Here is a 14,112-nt window from a genome sequence, read left to right as displayed (position 1 = left end):
TTGTGAATATTTGAGCATAGATTATTATTTGCTCTTAATTGATTTTGCTACCATATAGCTTTAAAGTCAAACGGATCTAGTCCGTTTTACTCATCAAATTGCAGATTTTCGTGCAAAACCCTTAAGAGTTCTCCCAGAGCCATAGCACTGAGCACATCTCCGTGAGGCTTGTAGGGCATCATCCCATCGAAGCACTCCGCTATACCTCCCAGGCACCTGTGTCTGAGATGTGAGTTGAAGGGCCGCATGAAGATCCATCCGAGGTCGGTCCTGGCCGGGTTGTACTTAAGGAATGCCGATATGAATTCACCAAGGAGCCACGGCCATGCCATTCCGCGGAAACGGGCCTTCATTCTCTGGTCAAGCCTTCCTTCAGACCTTCCCTTGAACTTATCCTGCCTCGGATCCAGGGTACGAAGTCCGTATGTGGTATAAAGCTCGTCCCAGCAGATCCTTATTACGCCTCTCGCCATGTCGTCCGTCAGAGGCGAGTATGGGAGCGAGACAGCAAATATCTGGTTCGGCCGGATAGCCGTGTCTTTTTCTGGGGCTGATGGGTCGATCCAGTCGTAGAGACATTTTTTGTCGGCGTACCAGAAAACCTCACGGAAGGAAGCTGCGCACTTCTCCGCCGTTTCGGCATACTTCTTCGCGGCTGCGGTGTCGCCGTCTGCCTCCGCGAACTTTTCCGAGACCTTCAGCGCGTTGTGCCAGAGAGCGTTTACCTCTACCAGGTATCCCCTTCTGTGCACGACCGTCTCTCCGCCGGCAACTGCATCCATCCAGTGTCTCAGCGGGTCGTCTGAGTTGACTGCCAGAAGCATGTCATCTCCGCAGACAAGGTCCAGGCGGTCTATTCCCGAGAGATAGCGGTCTGTTATTTTTCTTGCCGCGGTCCTTATCTCAGCGTGTTCGTCCTTCAGGCCCACATGCTTTGTAAACTTCTCAGCCGCGTAGACGAACCATAGCCCGTTGTCCGCTGCCTCAAATATGCATTTTCTGTCGGGTGCGATGCGTTCAGGCATCACCCAGTCGTTGTTCCTGCATATGTCAGCCCAGATCCTGAGGGCTCTTTCTGCTATTTTTTCTCTTCCGGTGGCAAGCGCCAGTCCCGGCAGAGAGACAAAAGTATCCCTGGCTTTGAACTCAACAGAGGGATACCCTGTGTAGACAGGCGAAACCGGGTCGTCCCTGTCATCTATCAGATGGTAGGAGGCTGCGATCATATCCTGCTCGGCACTGCTCAGTGCCGGAAGGTTGGCATGTTCGAGAATATTTTCAAACCTCTCGGAGCACTCCTTTTCTATCGAAAGTATCTCCTCCATGGGCATCGTCACGGGCTCGTCGGAGAGAATGACGTAGAGTACGTCTCCCTCGGATATTTCGCTGCTTACGTGTCCCGGAGACCACAGATGGTCGACCGACGGCATTTCGGTGATGTCATCCTGTTCGTAGATGAGATTCTCGTACCAGAGAGGTTTGGGAGTCCAGGCGCCGGACGTGACGCTGAAGTAGCTTCTGTGTCCCTTTCCCTCTACGCCGATCGAACTGTTATCCCTGGATATTATTTCAAGCTCTCCCTTGGCTGCCTCCGGACAGACCTCGGAATTGATCCGGTGAGCGAAAAGCGGGCGCAGATCAATGCGGATCTTGTCAGGCGCGGCCAGGAGTTCGTATTTGACTATCGTACACGCTTTTCCCTGAGGCATGAAAATCGACTTTTTGAGGAGGATGCTGTGTATTACGAACAACATACTTGGAAATGGGTTGCCTTGGTATTCCTGAAGATATCTGTATCCGTCAGGATAGACGAGGTCTTTGTAGCGGTTTGTGGAAAGCTGATACTTCTTCTTTTCGTGGAAGATCGTCTCTTCGATCTTGCTGACCAGCACTGAGTGCCGGGTCTCTCCCTCCGGGCGGACAACGAGGAGTCCGTGCTCTCTTCTTGTGTTTGCTCCTATGACCGTTGAGAACCCGTAGCTCCCGCGGCCGTTGGAAACAAGAAACTCCCTGCCCGCCCCCTTATCATAGGTGTTAACGTCTGCCTTTCCCAAATACATGGGCACCATCCCCCTTCAACAGCTTATGCAATATTTTTTCGCATTTCCTCCACCTATATTCTACCGTACTTTTGCTGATAGGTCTCGGTAGATTTTGCCCGAGTTCCTTTAAGGATATGCTCGGATTTCGTTTTCGTGCAAATATAAGTTCCCTCAGTTCTTCGGGTAGTTCTTCTGTGATACCAGCCTCTTCCAGTTCATTTATCAGTTTCATCTGTCTCCCGGCCGCTTCAAGCGTTTTGTTGATATTTGCGGAATCGCAGTTTACAAGCTTGTTGGCCCTGCTTCTCATCGACCTGTAGATCGCGGTCTCCTCAAGTGCCAGGACAGTCTTCACAAAGCCCAGTCTCGAAAGGAATGTGACTATCTGCTGCTGATCCCTCAGCATAAGCTCAAGCGTACGGCTTTTTTTTCTGGCACCGAGGCTGAAGCCGGCTGACCTCAGTATGCTCCGTATCCTTTCTGAGCTGCCGTTCCTTGCAGGCGGCCTGAGCACTAAATAATAGCCCGTCTTTGGCATATACAGGGCTCCGCAGGTGCCCCACATGCCCCTTACCCAGTTCCAGTTCCTCTTTTTACGGGAAGAGGCCGACACTCTTTCAAAGACCATCTCTGCAATGCCGGCATCGAGAGAGAAGCGCATCCTGTTCTTCTGCTTCTCTCCGTATATTATCTTTATGGACCCCAATGCCTGATATTCTGATTCAGACCACAGCTTCATAAGTTTCCTCACAGCGAAGTATCTGCCCGAGGCAAACTCATATCCCTCTCCCTTTTTCCTGCAGTTCAGTCCGTCAAGGATCCCCGCTATCTCATCTTCAACAGGGGGGACGGGCTGAAGGGAAGTCCACTCATCCCAGATCCTGTGGCTCAGGTGTTCCATCCTTAAAGATCCTTCGTCTCCCGGTTCTCACGCGCCAGCCTTATTATCGCCTCTGAGAGGCTCTGCGCGTTGTGCCTCAGATACGCCCCGTTCTTTATCGTTATAAAATCACCGTAAATGACAGTGGTACCAAGCGATTCAAGATATTTTTCCTCTTCATTCGAAAGATAGAGCGGTTCCGCTCCTATCTTACTGTACCTGTTCAAAAATTCCTCGGGTATCGGAGCCTGGTTTGCAAGAAGGTAGTCAGGGACGGTCCCGAGAACTCCGGCGACCCAGTCGACGTGGGCAAGTATGTTCATGCCCTCAGTCTCTTTGGGCTGTGTGACCAGGTTTGCCACATATACGATGGGAACGGGAGATTCCTTAAGAATGTCGGAAACTTCCTTCAGCAGAAGGTTGGGAAGTACGCTGGTAAAGAGGCTTCCCGGTCCGAGCACGATAAGGTCGGCTGAATTCAGAGCCTTTTTGACTCCCTCAAGCGGTGGCGCGTTGCAGGGTTCTATCCAGAGTTTTGCAAGTTTGCTCCCGTTGTCGGATACCTCAAGTTCTCCCTTTACGGCCCTGCCGTCCTTCGTTTCGCCCTTCAGCACAACGTTCTCGGTCGTGACCGGAAGCACCTGTCCCCTTATGGCGAGCATCTTGTTCAGTTCTTCGACCGCGCGCTGGAAATCGCCCATCATTTCCGTGGTCGCCAGAAGGATGAGGTTGCCCAGATTATGTCCCTTGAGCTCTCCTCTGTCGAATCTGAAGTTGAGAAGCCTGTTCAGGGAGCTGTCGTTTTCCGCGAGCGCAACTATGCAGTTCCTTATGTCTCCGGGAGGCAGCATCCCCCACTCCTGCCTGAGGCGGCCCGAACTTCCGCCTTCGTCTGTGACTGCCACCACCGCCGTTATGTTTCTTGTGAAGCCCTTGAGGCCGGCAAGCAGGGTCGAAAGGCCGGTACCGCCCCCTATCGTGACTATTCTGGGTCCGAGGGAAAGCCTGTATTCAACGGCATTCGTCATTATCCCCTGGCGGCCTGAGGTCGTTTTGTTCTGATGTTTGCTTCTCCCCGAAAGCACATAAAATGAGAAGGCCGAAGCGGCTATCACCATTATTATGAGCAGTGCCGAATAGAAATTCATTGCGGCTCTCCCTTGTCGATATCCCTGTGATCTACGATCACATTGCTGCCCCTCTTTTTAAGATGGACAGCCAGCATCTCAGAGACCGCGACAGATCTGTGCCTGCCGCCTGTGCAGCCTATGGCTATGTGTATCTGCTGCTTGCCTGTGCTGCCATACACCGATGAGACAAAATCCAGCAGGTCCTCCGCCTTTTCCAGAAACAGATCCAGATTTTCAAAACCGGAAAGATATTTCTGTATCTCGTAATCCTTGCCGGAAAGCGGGTGGAGTTCGTCGATGTAATTTGGATTCGGAAGGAAACGGACATCAAGCACGTAATCAGAATCCTGGGGGATGCCGTACTTAAAACCGAAGGAACTGAGTATCACAGAAGTTTTGCCCGAAGTCATCCCCATGACCTCCAGCAGCTTTGTCCTGAATTCGTTTGACTTGAGTCCGGTAGTGTCTATCACGATATCTGCGTTTTTCCTTATCGGGCTGAGAAGTTCCCTCTCAAGGGCAAGTCCGCCCAGTATGGTCTTGTTTTCAGAGAGCGGGTGCCTTCGCCTGGTAGTCTCAAACCTTCTGACCAGAGTCTCGTCTGTTGCCTCGACAAACAGTATCTCCAGCTTATCCACCTTTTCACGAAGCTTTGAAAGCACCTTCTCCAGGTCGTTGAGCAGCTCTTCTCCCCTTACATCGACGACCGCCGCAACACCCTTGTTTACAGCCGACTGGTGCCCCGTGAGCACGTCAAGGAGCTGCGGAAGAAGTGTCGGAGGAAGGTTGTCTATGACATAAAAGCCCTGATCTTCGAACACATTGAGTGCGGAGGACTTGCCGCCGCCGGACATTCCTGTAATGATCACACATCTTCTGATCTTGCCTGAGGCGCAAGTACCCTTCATAGATCCGATCCCCTCCCGGTCGTTCAAATTATTCCGATATGTCCTTTACCCGCGGATCCTGCTCTGATCCGCAGGCGCTTTATTTGATGTGCGGGTGTTCTCCGCACTCGCCGTCCCATCCTGCCAGCGTTTCTACTCCGTGCCTGAGCGCCGGAACTACAGCCTCGAAGCACTGCGCCGCTCCCCTTCTGCTTCCGGGAAATGCGATCACGAGAGTTTTTCCGCATATCACAGCCAGGCTCCTTGTAAGGAAAGCTCTTTCGGTATACTTCAGCGTCTTCATCCTCATCATCTCGCCGAAGCCGGGGACTGTTTTTTCGGCTATATCCATGAGAGCTTCGGGAGTAACATCGCACTGCGAAAGGCCGGTCCCTCCCGTAGTGAGGATCAGGTCAAAGCCCTCACCGCACCACTCCTTCAACGTCCGGGCGATCACATTCCTTTCGTCGGGGACGATCATTTTTTTGGACACCACTCCGCCCTGGGCAGTTATAAGTCTTTCCAGTTCAGGTCCGGCTGTGTCCTCTCTCTCTCCTCTGCTTCCTTTGTCGCTTACCGTCAGGATCGCAGTCCTTATCGTCTTCCAGATGCATACGCGTGACGAAACACTCAGGAAGCCCGCCTTTACAACTTTGAAAATGCCGGAGGCATCCTCCCACCTCAGAAGCGCATCTCCGTCCCCCGCCGCCAGGAAGTCGCCTTCTCCAAGCCGGGCCCCGCCCGGAAGAACTATCGTCATCTTATCTGAGTAATGACCAGATGAGATGTCTGTTCCGGCCTCCGCATATGTTATGTTTGTCCGTACCTCGTTTACACAGCTTTCACCCGCGGAATCGGCATGGATATAACAAAGCGTGTGGTCCCCAATAAGTGACGGTGCGTAAAGTCTCAGTGCCCTCATACCTTGAACACCCCTTCTGCATTCCATTCCCCGCTCTTTCCGCCTGTTTTACGGATGAGCCTGATATCCCTTATGACCATTCCCTTGTCTATCCCCTTGCACATGTCGTAGAAGCAGAGAGCAGCCGCAGATACTCCTGTCAGTGCCTCCATCTCTACCCCGGTCACCTCGTTAGCAGTTGCTTCACACGTTATCCTGACTGACTTGGCGCCTTCGGCAAGCTCGCATTTCACGACTACGTTGTCGAGCCGTATCGTGTGGCAGAGCGGGATAAGTTCCGGGGTTCTCTTTGCCCCCATGATACCGGCAAGCTCGGCGATAAGAAACGGGTCGCCCTTTTTGACGTTTCCCGAAGATACTTTTTCATATATGGCATCCGGAAGGTCTATCCATCCTTCCGCCCAGGCAGTGCGGGAAGTTACATTTTTTTTGCTTACATCCACAAGCACGGGCCTTCCGTCGCTGTCAAAATGGGTATAATCCGCCATTCCTTAACCTCCTATCCCGGACATCTGCTGGTGTCCTGTCCGTACGTCGTTCCAGCATCTGGGTTTGTTTTTTATGCTTCCGAGTATGAGCTTCCTTAGTCCTTCCCTGTCTGCATCCAGTATGAGGTGCCTCATCGGTGTCTCATCGGGTGCGAAGAGGCAGGTCCTGAGCTTTCCGGTCGCCGAGACCCTGAGGCGGTTGCAGTGCTTGCAGAAATGGTTTGAAACAGCGGTAATTATTCCTATAGAATCGCCCGTCTTCTCATTCGTGTAGTATTTTGCCGGGCCCGAAAGTTCCGAGTCATGCTTTTCTGCCTTCCAGGAATCTCCGTCGGGAAGCATCCTCAGTATCTCTTCTCCGCTGATAAAGGCGTCTTCGCTCCACACATCGTCCTCCAGCGGCATGAATTCTATCAGCCTGAGGAGCACTCTCTCCTTTTTGGCAAAGTCCATCAGGGTACCTATCTCTCCGTCGTTAAAGCCCCTTATAAGCACCGTATTGAGCTTGATGTTCCTCAGTCCGGCCCCTACAGCGGCTCTTATCCCGAAAATGACCCTGTCCATGTCTCCAAGCCTTGTCACTTCGGCAAACTTAACGGGATCGAGAGTATCCAGGCTGATATTAAGGGAATGGAGATTCGCCTCAGCAAGCCCTTCAGCATACTCCCCAAGCAGCGATCCGTTTGTCGTGAGCGCCGTCTTCATGTCCGGGAACTCCCTGTTCAGCTCTTTGAGGAAGCTTACGAGCCCTTTGCGGACAAGCGGCTCTCCCCCGGTAAAGCGGACCTTCCTTACGCCAAGTTCCCAGAGGACGCTGCAGAGAAAAGATATCTCCTCGTACCTCATTATCTCGCTGTGTTCAAGATATTCGACGCCCTCAGGCGGCATGCAGTACCTGCATCTGTAGTTGCATCTGTCCGTCACCGATATGCGGACATAGTTGAGGTCCCTGCCGAAATCGTCCGTCAGTCTGGCCATCTGTAGCCCCCCATTGCCTCGACGGTCCCTCTCCACTCGCTGTCGCTGAGGCTTTCCAGAAGCGCCCTGACGGCGGGGTGGTCCATATATTTTGCAGGTATCACAAGCTCATAGGGTTCTTCGGCAAGCGGGATAAAGTCAAGCCCCAGCGCATCGGCCGCCGATTTGATCCCCAAGGTTGCATCCGCCAGTCCGGTAAAGACCCGGTTGGCAGCTTCCATGTGCGTCGTGCACTGCTGTTCGTAACCCTTTATCTCCGATGGCAGCTTACGCGCCTGTTTGAGCAGATGGTCGAAGAGGACCCTTGTGCCGGCCCCGGGCTGCCTGTTTGAAAACACATTGTCTCCGGCACAGAGGTCTTCGAAGGTATGGATATTCTTTGGGTTCCCCTTCTGAACGATCATCCCCTGTGTCCTGTAGAAGACAAGCACCCTCTCCCATCTGGCGCCGCCCGCAAAACGTTCTATAAAGCTGTCGTTGTATGTGCCGTCCCTGTCGTCAAGCAAATGGGCAGCTGCCAGATGGCATTCCCCCCTGCTTAAAGCGGCCAGTCCCCCCATGCTTCCGACCGCACGCGAGACAAGATCTCCTCCCCTGTGCCTGACAGGCGTCACCAGAAGCTGTATAGCGGGGTCGTCCGAACCCTGGAAAAGTATCCTTCTGTCCAGGTCGACCCTCCTCTTCATCCAGACTTTCACATCGGTGCCCTTCTCACACTCAAGTGCCGATGCCGGAAGGAGCGCTATGCCGTCTGCCTCCGCCAGAGCCCAGAGAACGCTGGCTCCCGAGGTCAGGGCCCAGGAATAGAGGATATCTCCGACCCTTGCTGTCTTTACCCGGAGCCATTCTTCTATGCCTGCGGGGGATGAGTGCTGGACAAGCAGCTTAGTATCCCATGTCTCACTGCAGCCGACAGCCTCCCTGATCAGCAGCTCCCTGTCACCGTCCCTGGCCGAAAGGAAGCTGAGGAGTGGGTAGACAAGGCTCCACAGTACCACAGTGGTCGACATGGGAAATCCCGGCAGGCATATCACAGGCTTTCCTTTGATCTCGGCTGCCATAGCCGGTCTTCCCGGTTTCATTCTTATCCACCTGAATATCATTTCCCCAAGCTCTTCAAAGACCTCTTTGGTGTGATCCCGGCGGCCTTTGGCCGAACCTGCCCCCACCAGGACAACGTCGTACCCGTCAACTCCCGCCGAAACCTTTTCCTTAAGGATCGCGGGATCGTCGGGCACCACAGCCGAGACGTCCACTTCATATCCCCATTCCCTGAAGGAGGCCTCGATGAAAAGAGAGTTGCTCTCGGCTACTGTTCCTGATCTTGGACTTGGGTCTTCGAGCCATTTTTCCCTATCGATGACCTCGTCTCCTGTAGGTATGTAGAGGGTCTTCGGCTTTTTGAAGACTGGGACACTGTCTATGCCCGCACAGAGAAAGAGTGAGATCAGGGCCGGGCTGACTCTCTCCCCCTCGCGCGCTATGATCTGGCCGGCCATGACATCTTCTCCCAGCGGCCTTACGTTTGCGGAAGGTGTCAGGCTTTTGAATATGAGCAGGTCATCGCCCTCAAGCGAAGAATCCTCGACCATCAGCACGGCGTTGGCCCAGTGCGGTATATCAGCTCCGGTGTTCATCCACCTGTATGACGAAGATCCCAGCTTTGCCGGGGTCGCCTGCGAGGCGCCTATGGTGGAAGATGCATCAAGGGCGTATCCGTCCACAGCAGAAGCCGCGTAATGGGGAACGTTCCTGTGTGCAGTGATGTCTTCTGCCAGGACGCATCCGAGCGCATCGGATATCTTCATTTCAGTTATATTTTTGAGGATCCGGTCCGAAAAGGCCTCTTTCAGAAGATCCAAAGCTTTCACCAGTTCAATGTGCTCGCTGTATCGGGCTACCATAACCATACCTCCGCCGTCTCACCGGCCCTGATAGTTTCCCTGTCTTCGGGTATCCTTATAAATCCGTCCGCTGACGCGAGTGAAGAGACATAGCCTGACTTGGCAAGTATCGGATCGATCTTTCCCCCCGCAGTCACCCTGCAGGGAACGAACTCCTCCGGACCGGTCCTTGCGGTAATGTCTCTCAGCACAGGAAGCTGCATCTTTATGCCGCACCTTTCCTCATTGGCGCCGACAAGCCTCAGCAGCAGAGGAAGCAGCAGTACGAATGCTGCTGTCAGGCATGACAGCGGATGACCGGGAAGGCTGACGATGAGTTTTTTCTCTTCCAGACATCCCGCGATCAGGGCTGGCTTTCCCGGGACTATGTTTATCCCCCTGACCATCAGACCCGGCGAGGGAAGTTTTTCCAAAACCCTTGAACAGTGATCCCTGGTCCCAACGGAGGAACCTCCGCTCAGCACCAGAACATCGCACTTTCCTATCTCATCTTTCACAGCACTCTCAAAATTGTCGCCTTCGTCCGGGAGGATCCCTCCGTATTCAGCTTCGAAACCATATCTGGAAAGAAGGGACCTCACCGACCAACCGTTCACATCCCTTATCCTTCCGGGAGGAAGCGGCCGCGTCTCGACCGGAACTATCTCGTCTCCGGTACTCAGGATGCTTATCTTCAGGTCTGCTGAGGGGACGCTCCTTATCCCAAGGGTCGACAGGATGCTCACAGTCCTGAAATCGACCATGTCTCCCCCGGAAAGGACTTTTTGTCCCGCCGGAAACTCTTCTCCGGCATGGATCACATTGTCTCCCGACTGGACCGCATCCCTCACTTCTATCCATCCCCCTGCGGAGGTCGTGCTTTCAAGCATAACAACAGCATCGGCGCCCTTTGGAAGTACCCCCCCCGTAGGGATGGAGGCAGCCTCTCCGGACACTATGGATAATTCGGGGACCAGCCCCATCGGGATATCCCCGGCCCTGTTCAAAAACGTGGGAGTACCCGGAGTCGCCGCCACAACATCGGGACTGTAGACAGCAAAGCCGTCTCTCAGGCTTCTTGTGAAGGGGGGATATTGTTCTTCTGCCTTTATATCCCGGGCGATCCTCTTTCCGAGGGCAGAATCAAGCGGTATATCTGCACTTCGCACACTCCAGGGAAAAGAGAGCCTCTCAGCAACATACTGCAGGGCATCCATCCGGGGTGTGACCTCTTTTACAAAACCGGACATCAATACAGCGACCTTTCGTAACTTTATATTTAAAAATGCTACTTGATCTCAACAAGGAAATACGGGTATCCCTCTTTCTCCAGTATCTTTGAAAGGGCGACGGCCTCATCCCTGTCCATCTTCGGATTTTTGACGCGTACCTTGTAAAAGGGGGCCCCGTCCTTTTTTTCTTCAACCAGGTAAGTGGCATGCCCCTGTGTTTTTGCTTTCTCTACAAGCTGAAGCGCGTTCTCCTTCGATGAAAACGCACCTATCTGGATGTCCCATCTGGGGACAGCCTTGGCTGTAGTTTGCTTAGGCGTTTCTGCTTTGACTGCCGTTTCTTTCACAGCAGCTGAAGGTTTGGCTGGCGCTTTCGCTGCGGCCGCAGTACTCTCTTTCCTGATCCCCTCGGTCTTCCCGTCGACCGGTTGGGCGGGCTTTATCTCTACCTTTTTTACCGCTTGAGTGCCTGAAGGTATCTCTGCCGGTTTTTCATCGGGTACAGGATTTGTTGGTGCCTGCTTTACCGTCTCCTCTTGGGTGAAAATGATGTCTTCAGTCTCGTTTGAGTTGAAGAAGAAGAGCTTGACACTGAAAAAAAGCAGTGCGACCGCCATTATTACAGTCAGCGGCAAAATGAACTGTCCAAAGGTCGTCATGGGTTTCTTTTCCTTATAGTTGCGCGTTCTTCTCGTAACCATGCAGTCACCTCCTGTCAAACTACCATAGACGTTCTAATTCTAACAGCGTTTTAGATCTGGCGGTGCTGTCAAAAGGAACTTTTTTCGAAACTCCTCTGTTTTTTGCCAGTGCGGTGCTTTCTTTATATCCGTACCAAGCAAGGGAGAACTCGTTCTCTGCCTCCTTCGGGCTTGTCATCCTCAGCTGCGGTCTTTTCTTCTTTATTTTTGAAAGCTCCCTGATCAAAATATCATACTTTTTCTTCAGTTCAGGTATACCCCCAAATTCTGCTTTGCTCCATGCAGTTCCGGGTTTTGGAATGAAGGGGTTGACCGAAAGGATCAGGTTCATTCCGGTCCTCTCGATTATTCTTCCGGACAGTGCAGCTATTGCCCTGATGTCTTCGTCGGTCTCCCCCGGCAGTCCTGTCATAAAATACAGCTTGGCCTGATCTATCCCAAGCGATGCCGCAAGCTCCATTTTTTCCGCTATCAACTCATTGGTGAACCTTTTGCCGCAGGTAAAACGCAACTCATCGCTCCCGGTCTCCGGAGCGACAGTTATACTGTGCCTTCCTCCCATTTTGAGTGCCGAGAGCATCTTTTCTGTCAGCCTGTCTATCCTCAGCGAGGCAAAGGACACGCCCTTGCCTTTAGCCGCGAGGAAATCAAGAAGGTCCTCTATTTGGGGGTAGTCTCCCGCTTCGGGCGTCACAAGGCCTACCTGCCCAACTTCGTGGTCAGTGAAGATCTGTTCAAGCCGCTCCATGATCACTCCGGGATCCCTGAACCTCATCTTCCCGAAACAGCCCGGCAGAGTGCAGTAACTGCAGTTCCGGGCACAGCCTCTCTGAAGTTCAACGAGAAGGGTCTTTCCGAAGGAACTTCTCGGTGTAAGCCAGGTGCTGTTCATCGGATAACTTCCGTCAAGCGGCTGATCGTTTGCCGTGCGTCTCTTTGCAGAAACGCTGCCCTGCCGGATATGGACCGGCGGCACAAAAATCGAAGGATGCTCCGCCAGCATGGAGAATAGTTTTGCCTTGTTTCCGTCCTCCAGATACCTCCGCAGTGACTCTGCCGCAAACGGCAGTGCATCGAGGGCGTCTCCCAAAACGATGAAGTCGCATACTGCCGACAGAAGAAGAGGGTTAATATATGTCATTGCGCCGCCGGCTCCAATTATTGGGAAACTGCCCGAAAGCCTGTCTTCAAAATGGAGGGGGATGTTTGCGGTATCCAGCCATCTGAAAAAGGCCTCAGCATTTCCTTCGTAGGCAACGCTTGCAGTGATGACAGGGAAACGCTCAAGAAGAGTATCCCCTTCTATTGACCTGAAAGGCACCGGTGAACCGCAGAACCGTTCTGCCGCAACACCAAGTTCCTTAAGGGCACGGTATACGTAGTGGTAACCGAGGTTGGATGACGCCACGGCGTAATCTGCCGGATAGAAGAGCGCCCAAGGAAGATCTCCTCCCCTGGGCAGCTCCGTTACGCACTCTTCATCCATGCGATATTCTTTCCAGCTCTGCCATGCGGTGATCTTCCCTGTGCAAGAGCCTGCTTCCCTTTTCCTTTTCAGGATCCGCGCCTCCGCCTTAAGTAAGCGGGTACGTCGAACTGGTCTACGGGAGCGCCGCTCCCTTTGAACATGTCCTCGTCCTGGATCTGTCCGGTCTGTGAGGGAGCAGCCCTTGCGATCCTCATTACGGTCGGGGTATCCTGTTCCTGCGGAGAGATAAGGTTCTGACGCTGTTTATTCTCTTCGGGGACCGATCTCTTCGATTCTTTCATAAAGCTCTCGTCGCTGGATGCCGCAAACTTTTCCACTGCTGTCTCCTGGGAAGCCGAAGCGGAAAAGACTCTCTGTGCCGATCCCTTGTCAGCGTTGGCCGCAGTCTGCTGGATATGAGGCTGTGCCGCGGTCCTGCCGGAGCTGAAAGCTTTCAGGTGCTTCACTGCAGATATGTCTACTTTCTTTGAAAAGCCCGGGTCGGCATGAACTTCTTTTTTGCCCTGGCCGTCAAATCCTGTCGCAATAACGGTGATCTGTATAGAGTCATCCATTTCGGGATCGAACACATGTCCCCAGATGATGAACGCATTTTCATCCGCAGCTTCGGTTATGATCTTTGTCGCCTCGTTTATCTCATGTATCCCCACATTCGCCCCTCCGGTGATGTTGAAGAGGATGCCCTTTGCTCCGCTCATGTCCGTGTCCATCAGAGGACTGTTTATAGCGTTGTATGCAGCGGTGGCTGCGCGCTTTTCGCCGTAGCCTTCCCCTATTCCCATGATCGCCGAGCCGGCGTTTGACATTATCGTCTTCACATCCGCAAAGTCGACGTTGACGAGGCCCGGGCGAAGGATGAGGTCAGTGACGCCCTGTACAGCCTGATGGAGGACGCCGTCAGCTATCCTGAAAGCATCGTTTATGGTGGTCTTCTTCTCGGTTACGCTCAGCAGCCTGTCGTTCGGTATCATTATCAGCGCGTCGACCTTGTCCTTCAGCTGCGTTATGCCAAGGTTGGCCTGGCTTACGCGGCGCTTGCCCTCAAATGAGAAAGGAAGTGTTACAACAGCAACGACCAGCGCATCAGCCTCTTTTGCAACGGAAGCTATCACGGGAGCGGCCCCGGTACCGGTGCCCCCTCCCATTCCCGCTGCTATGAAGACCATGTCGGCACCTTCAACGGCGGCTCTTATCTCTTCTCTCGATTCCTGAGCGGACTTGAAGCCGATCTCCGGGTCGGAACCTGCGCCCAGCCCCTTCGTCAGTTCCTTGCCCAGAATGATCCTGTTCTGCGCCTCGGAGAGCTCAAGATGCGCCATGTCGGTATTTGCGGCGATGAACTCCACTCCGTTCAGTCCGCCCCTTATTATGTGGTTGAGCGCGTTGTTGCCCGCACCTCCCACGCCGACTACCTTTATTACTTCTCTTGTCGGGTAGTTTGATTTGTCCAGCTGGAATATTTCAGTCATATCGGCCACAG

11 protein-coding genes and 1 pseudogene are annotated in these 14,112 nt (G+C 53.3%); all 12 read right to left on the bottom strand.

Annotated features, from left to right (window positions below; genetic code table 11):
• Window positions 1-86: 86 nt before the first annotated feature.
• Window positions 87-2,060 carry a glycogen debranching enzyme N-terminal domain-containing protein gene (locus OLM33_04535; protein MCW1712941.1) on the bottom strand — a complete coding sequence of 658 codons (1,974 nt, stop codon included), beginning with the start codon at window positions 2,058-2,060 and terminating at the stop codon, window positions 87-89.
• A complete protein-coding gene (gene whiA, locus OLM33_04530) occupies window positions 2,035-2,943 on the bottom strand; it encodes a DNA-binding protein WhiA (protein MCW1712940.1) in 909 nt (302 codons plus the stop codon). Before whiA ends, OLM33_04535 begins: the two co-directional genes overlap by 26 nt.
• 2 nt (window positions 2,944-2,945) lie before the next feature.
• On the bottom strand, window positions 2,946-4,070 hold the full coding sequence (locus tag OLM33_04525; GenBank protein MCW1712939.1) for a YvcK family protein: 1,125 nt from the start codon (window positions 4,068-4,070) through the stop codon (window positions 2,946-2,948).
• Window positions 4,067-4,960: an RNase adapter RapZ gene (gene rapZ, locus OLM33_04520; GenBank protein MCW1712938.1), complete on the bottom strand. Its 894-nt coding sequence runs from the start codon at window positions 4,958-4,960 to the stop codon at window positions 4,067-4,069. Before rapZ ends, OLM33_04525 begins: the two co-directional genes overlap by 4 nt.
• A 79-nt stretch (window positions 4,961-5,039) precedes the next feature.
• Window positions 5,040-5,861, bottom strand: a complete 822-nt coding sequence (locus tag OLM33_04515; GenBank protein ID MCW1712937.1) for a MogA/MoaB family molybdenum cofactor biosynthesis protein — start codon at window positions 5,859-5,861, stop codon at window positions 5,040-5,042.
• Window positions 5,858-6,349: a cyclic pyranopterin monophosphate synthase MoaC gene (gene moaC, locus OLM33_04510; protein MCW1712936.1), complete on the bottom strand. Its 492-nt coding sequence runs from the start codon at window positions 6,347-6,349 to the stop codon at window positions 5,858-5,860. Before moaC ends, OLM33_04515 begins: the two co-directional genes overlap by 4 nt.
• Before the next feature lie 3 nt (window positions 6,350-6,352).
• Window positions 6,353-7,327, bottom strand: coding sequence for a GTP 3',8-cyclase MoaA (moaA, locus tag OLM33_04505; GenBank protein ID MCW1712935.1), 975 nt, complete (start codon window positions 7,325-7,327; stop codon window positions 6,353-6,355).
• Window positions 7,315-9,231, bottom strand: coding sequence for a molybdopterin biosynthesis protein (locus OLM33_04500; GenBank protein MCW1712934.1), 1,917 nt, complete (start codon window positions 9,229-9,231; stop codon window positions 7,315-7,317). Before OLM33_04500 ends, moaA begins: the two co-directional genes overlap by 13 nt.
• A complete protein-coding gene (locus tag OLM33_04495; GenBank protein MCW1712933.1) occupies window positions 9,225-10,460 on the bottom strand; it encodes a molybdopterin molybdotransferase MoeA in 1,236 nt (411 codons plus the stop codon). The genes OLM33_04500 and OLM33_04495 overlap by 7 nt, the downstream gene beginning before the upstream one ends.
• Before the next feature lie 38 nt (window positions 10,461-10,498).
• Window positions 10,499-11,143, bottom strand: a complete 645-nt coding sequence (locus tag OLM33_04490) for an SPOR domain-containing protein (GenBank protein MCW1712932.1) — start codon at window positions 11,141-11,143, stop codon at window positions 10,499-10,501.
• 19 nt (window positions 11,144-11,162) lie between these two features.
• Window positions 11,163-12,629, bottom strand: a complete 1,467-nt coding sequence (locus tag OLM33_04485) for a B12-binding domain-containing radical SAM protein (GenBank protein MCW1712931.1) — start codon at window positions 12,627-12,629, stop codon at window positions 11,163-11,165.
• Window positions 12,630-13,144: 515 nt separating this feature from the next.
• Window positions 13,145-14,101 (bottom strand): annotated as a pseudogene (ftsZ, locus tag OLM33_04480) (cell division protein FtsZ).
• Between the last annotated feature and the right edge of the window lie 11 nt (window positions 14,102-14,112).

This window comes from Synergistaceae bacterium DZ-S4, from assembly GCA_025943965.1.
GTDB classification, from domain to species: domain Bacteria; phylum Synergistota; class Synergistia; order Synergistales; family Synergistaceae; genus Caenicola; species Caenicola nitritireducens.
Note: the sequence above shows the minus strand (reverse complement) of the source record. Positions and strands in the feature narration are given on the sequence as shown.

Coding starts and splice junctions, on each gene's coding strand:
- OLM33_04490 (MCW1712932.1), bottom strand. CDS start 11,143: ATGGTTACGAGAAGAACGCGCAACTATAAGGAAAAGAAACCCATGACG.
- OLM33_04535 (MCW1712941.1), bottom strand. CDS start 2,060: ATGTATTTGGGAAAGGCAGACGTTAACACCTATGATAAGGGGGCGGGC.
- OLM33_04500 (MCW1712934.1), bottom strand. CDS start 9,231: ATGGTAGCCCGATACAGCGAGCACATTGAACTGGTGAAAGCTTTGGAT.
- moaC (MCW1712936.1), bottom strand. CDS start 6,349: ATGGCGGATTATACCCATTTTGACAGCGACGGAAGGCCCGTGCTTGTG.
- moaA (MCW1712935.1), bottom strand. CDS start 7,327: ATGGCCAGACTGACGGACGATTTCGGCAGGGACCTCAACTATGTCCGC.
- OLM33_04485 (MCW1712931.1), bottom strand. CDS start 12,629: ATGGATGAAGAGTGCGTAACGGAGCTGCCCAGGGGAGGAGATCTTCCT.
- OLM33_04525 (MCW1712939.1), bottom strand. CDS start 4,070: ATGAATTTCTATTCGGCACTGCTCATAATAATGGTGATAGCCGCTTCG.
- whiA (MCW1712940.1), bottom strand. CDS start 2,943: ATGGAACACCTGAGCCACAGGATCTGGGATGAGTGGACTTCCCTTCAG.
- OLM33_04515 (MCW1712937.1), bottom strand. CDS start 5,861: ATGAGGGCACTGAGACTTTACGCACCGTCACTTATTGGGGACCACACG.
- rapZ (MCW1712938.1), bottom strand. CDS start 4,960: ATGAAGGGTACTTGCGCCTCAGGCAAGATCAGAAGATGTGTGATCATT.
- OLM33_04495 (MCW1712933.1), bottom strand. CDS start 10,460: ATGTCCGGTTTTGTAAAAGAGGTCACACCCCGGATGGATGCCCTGCAG.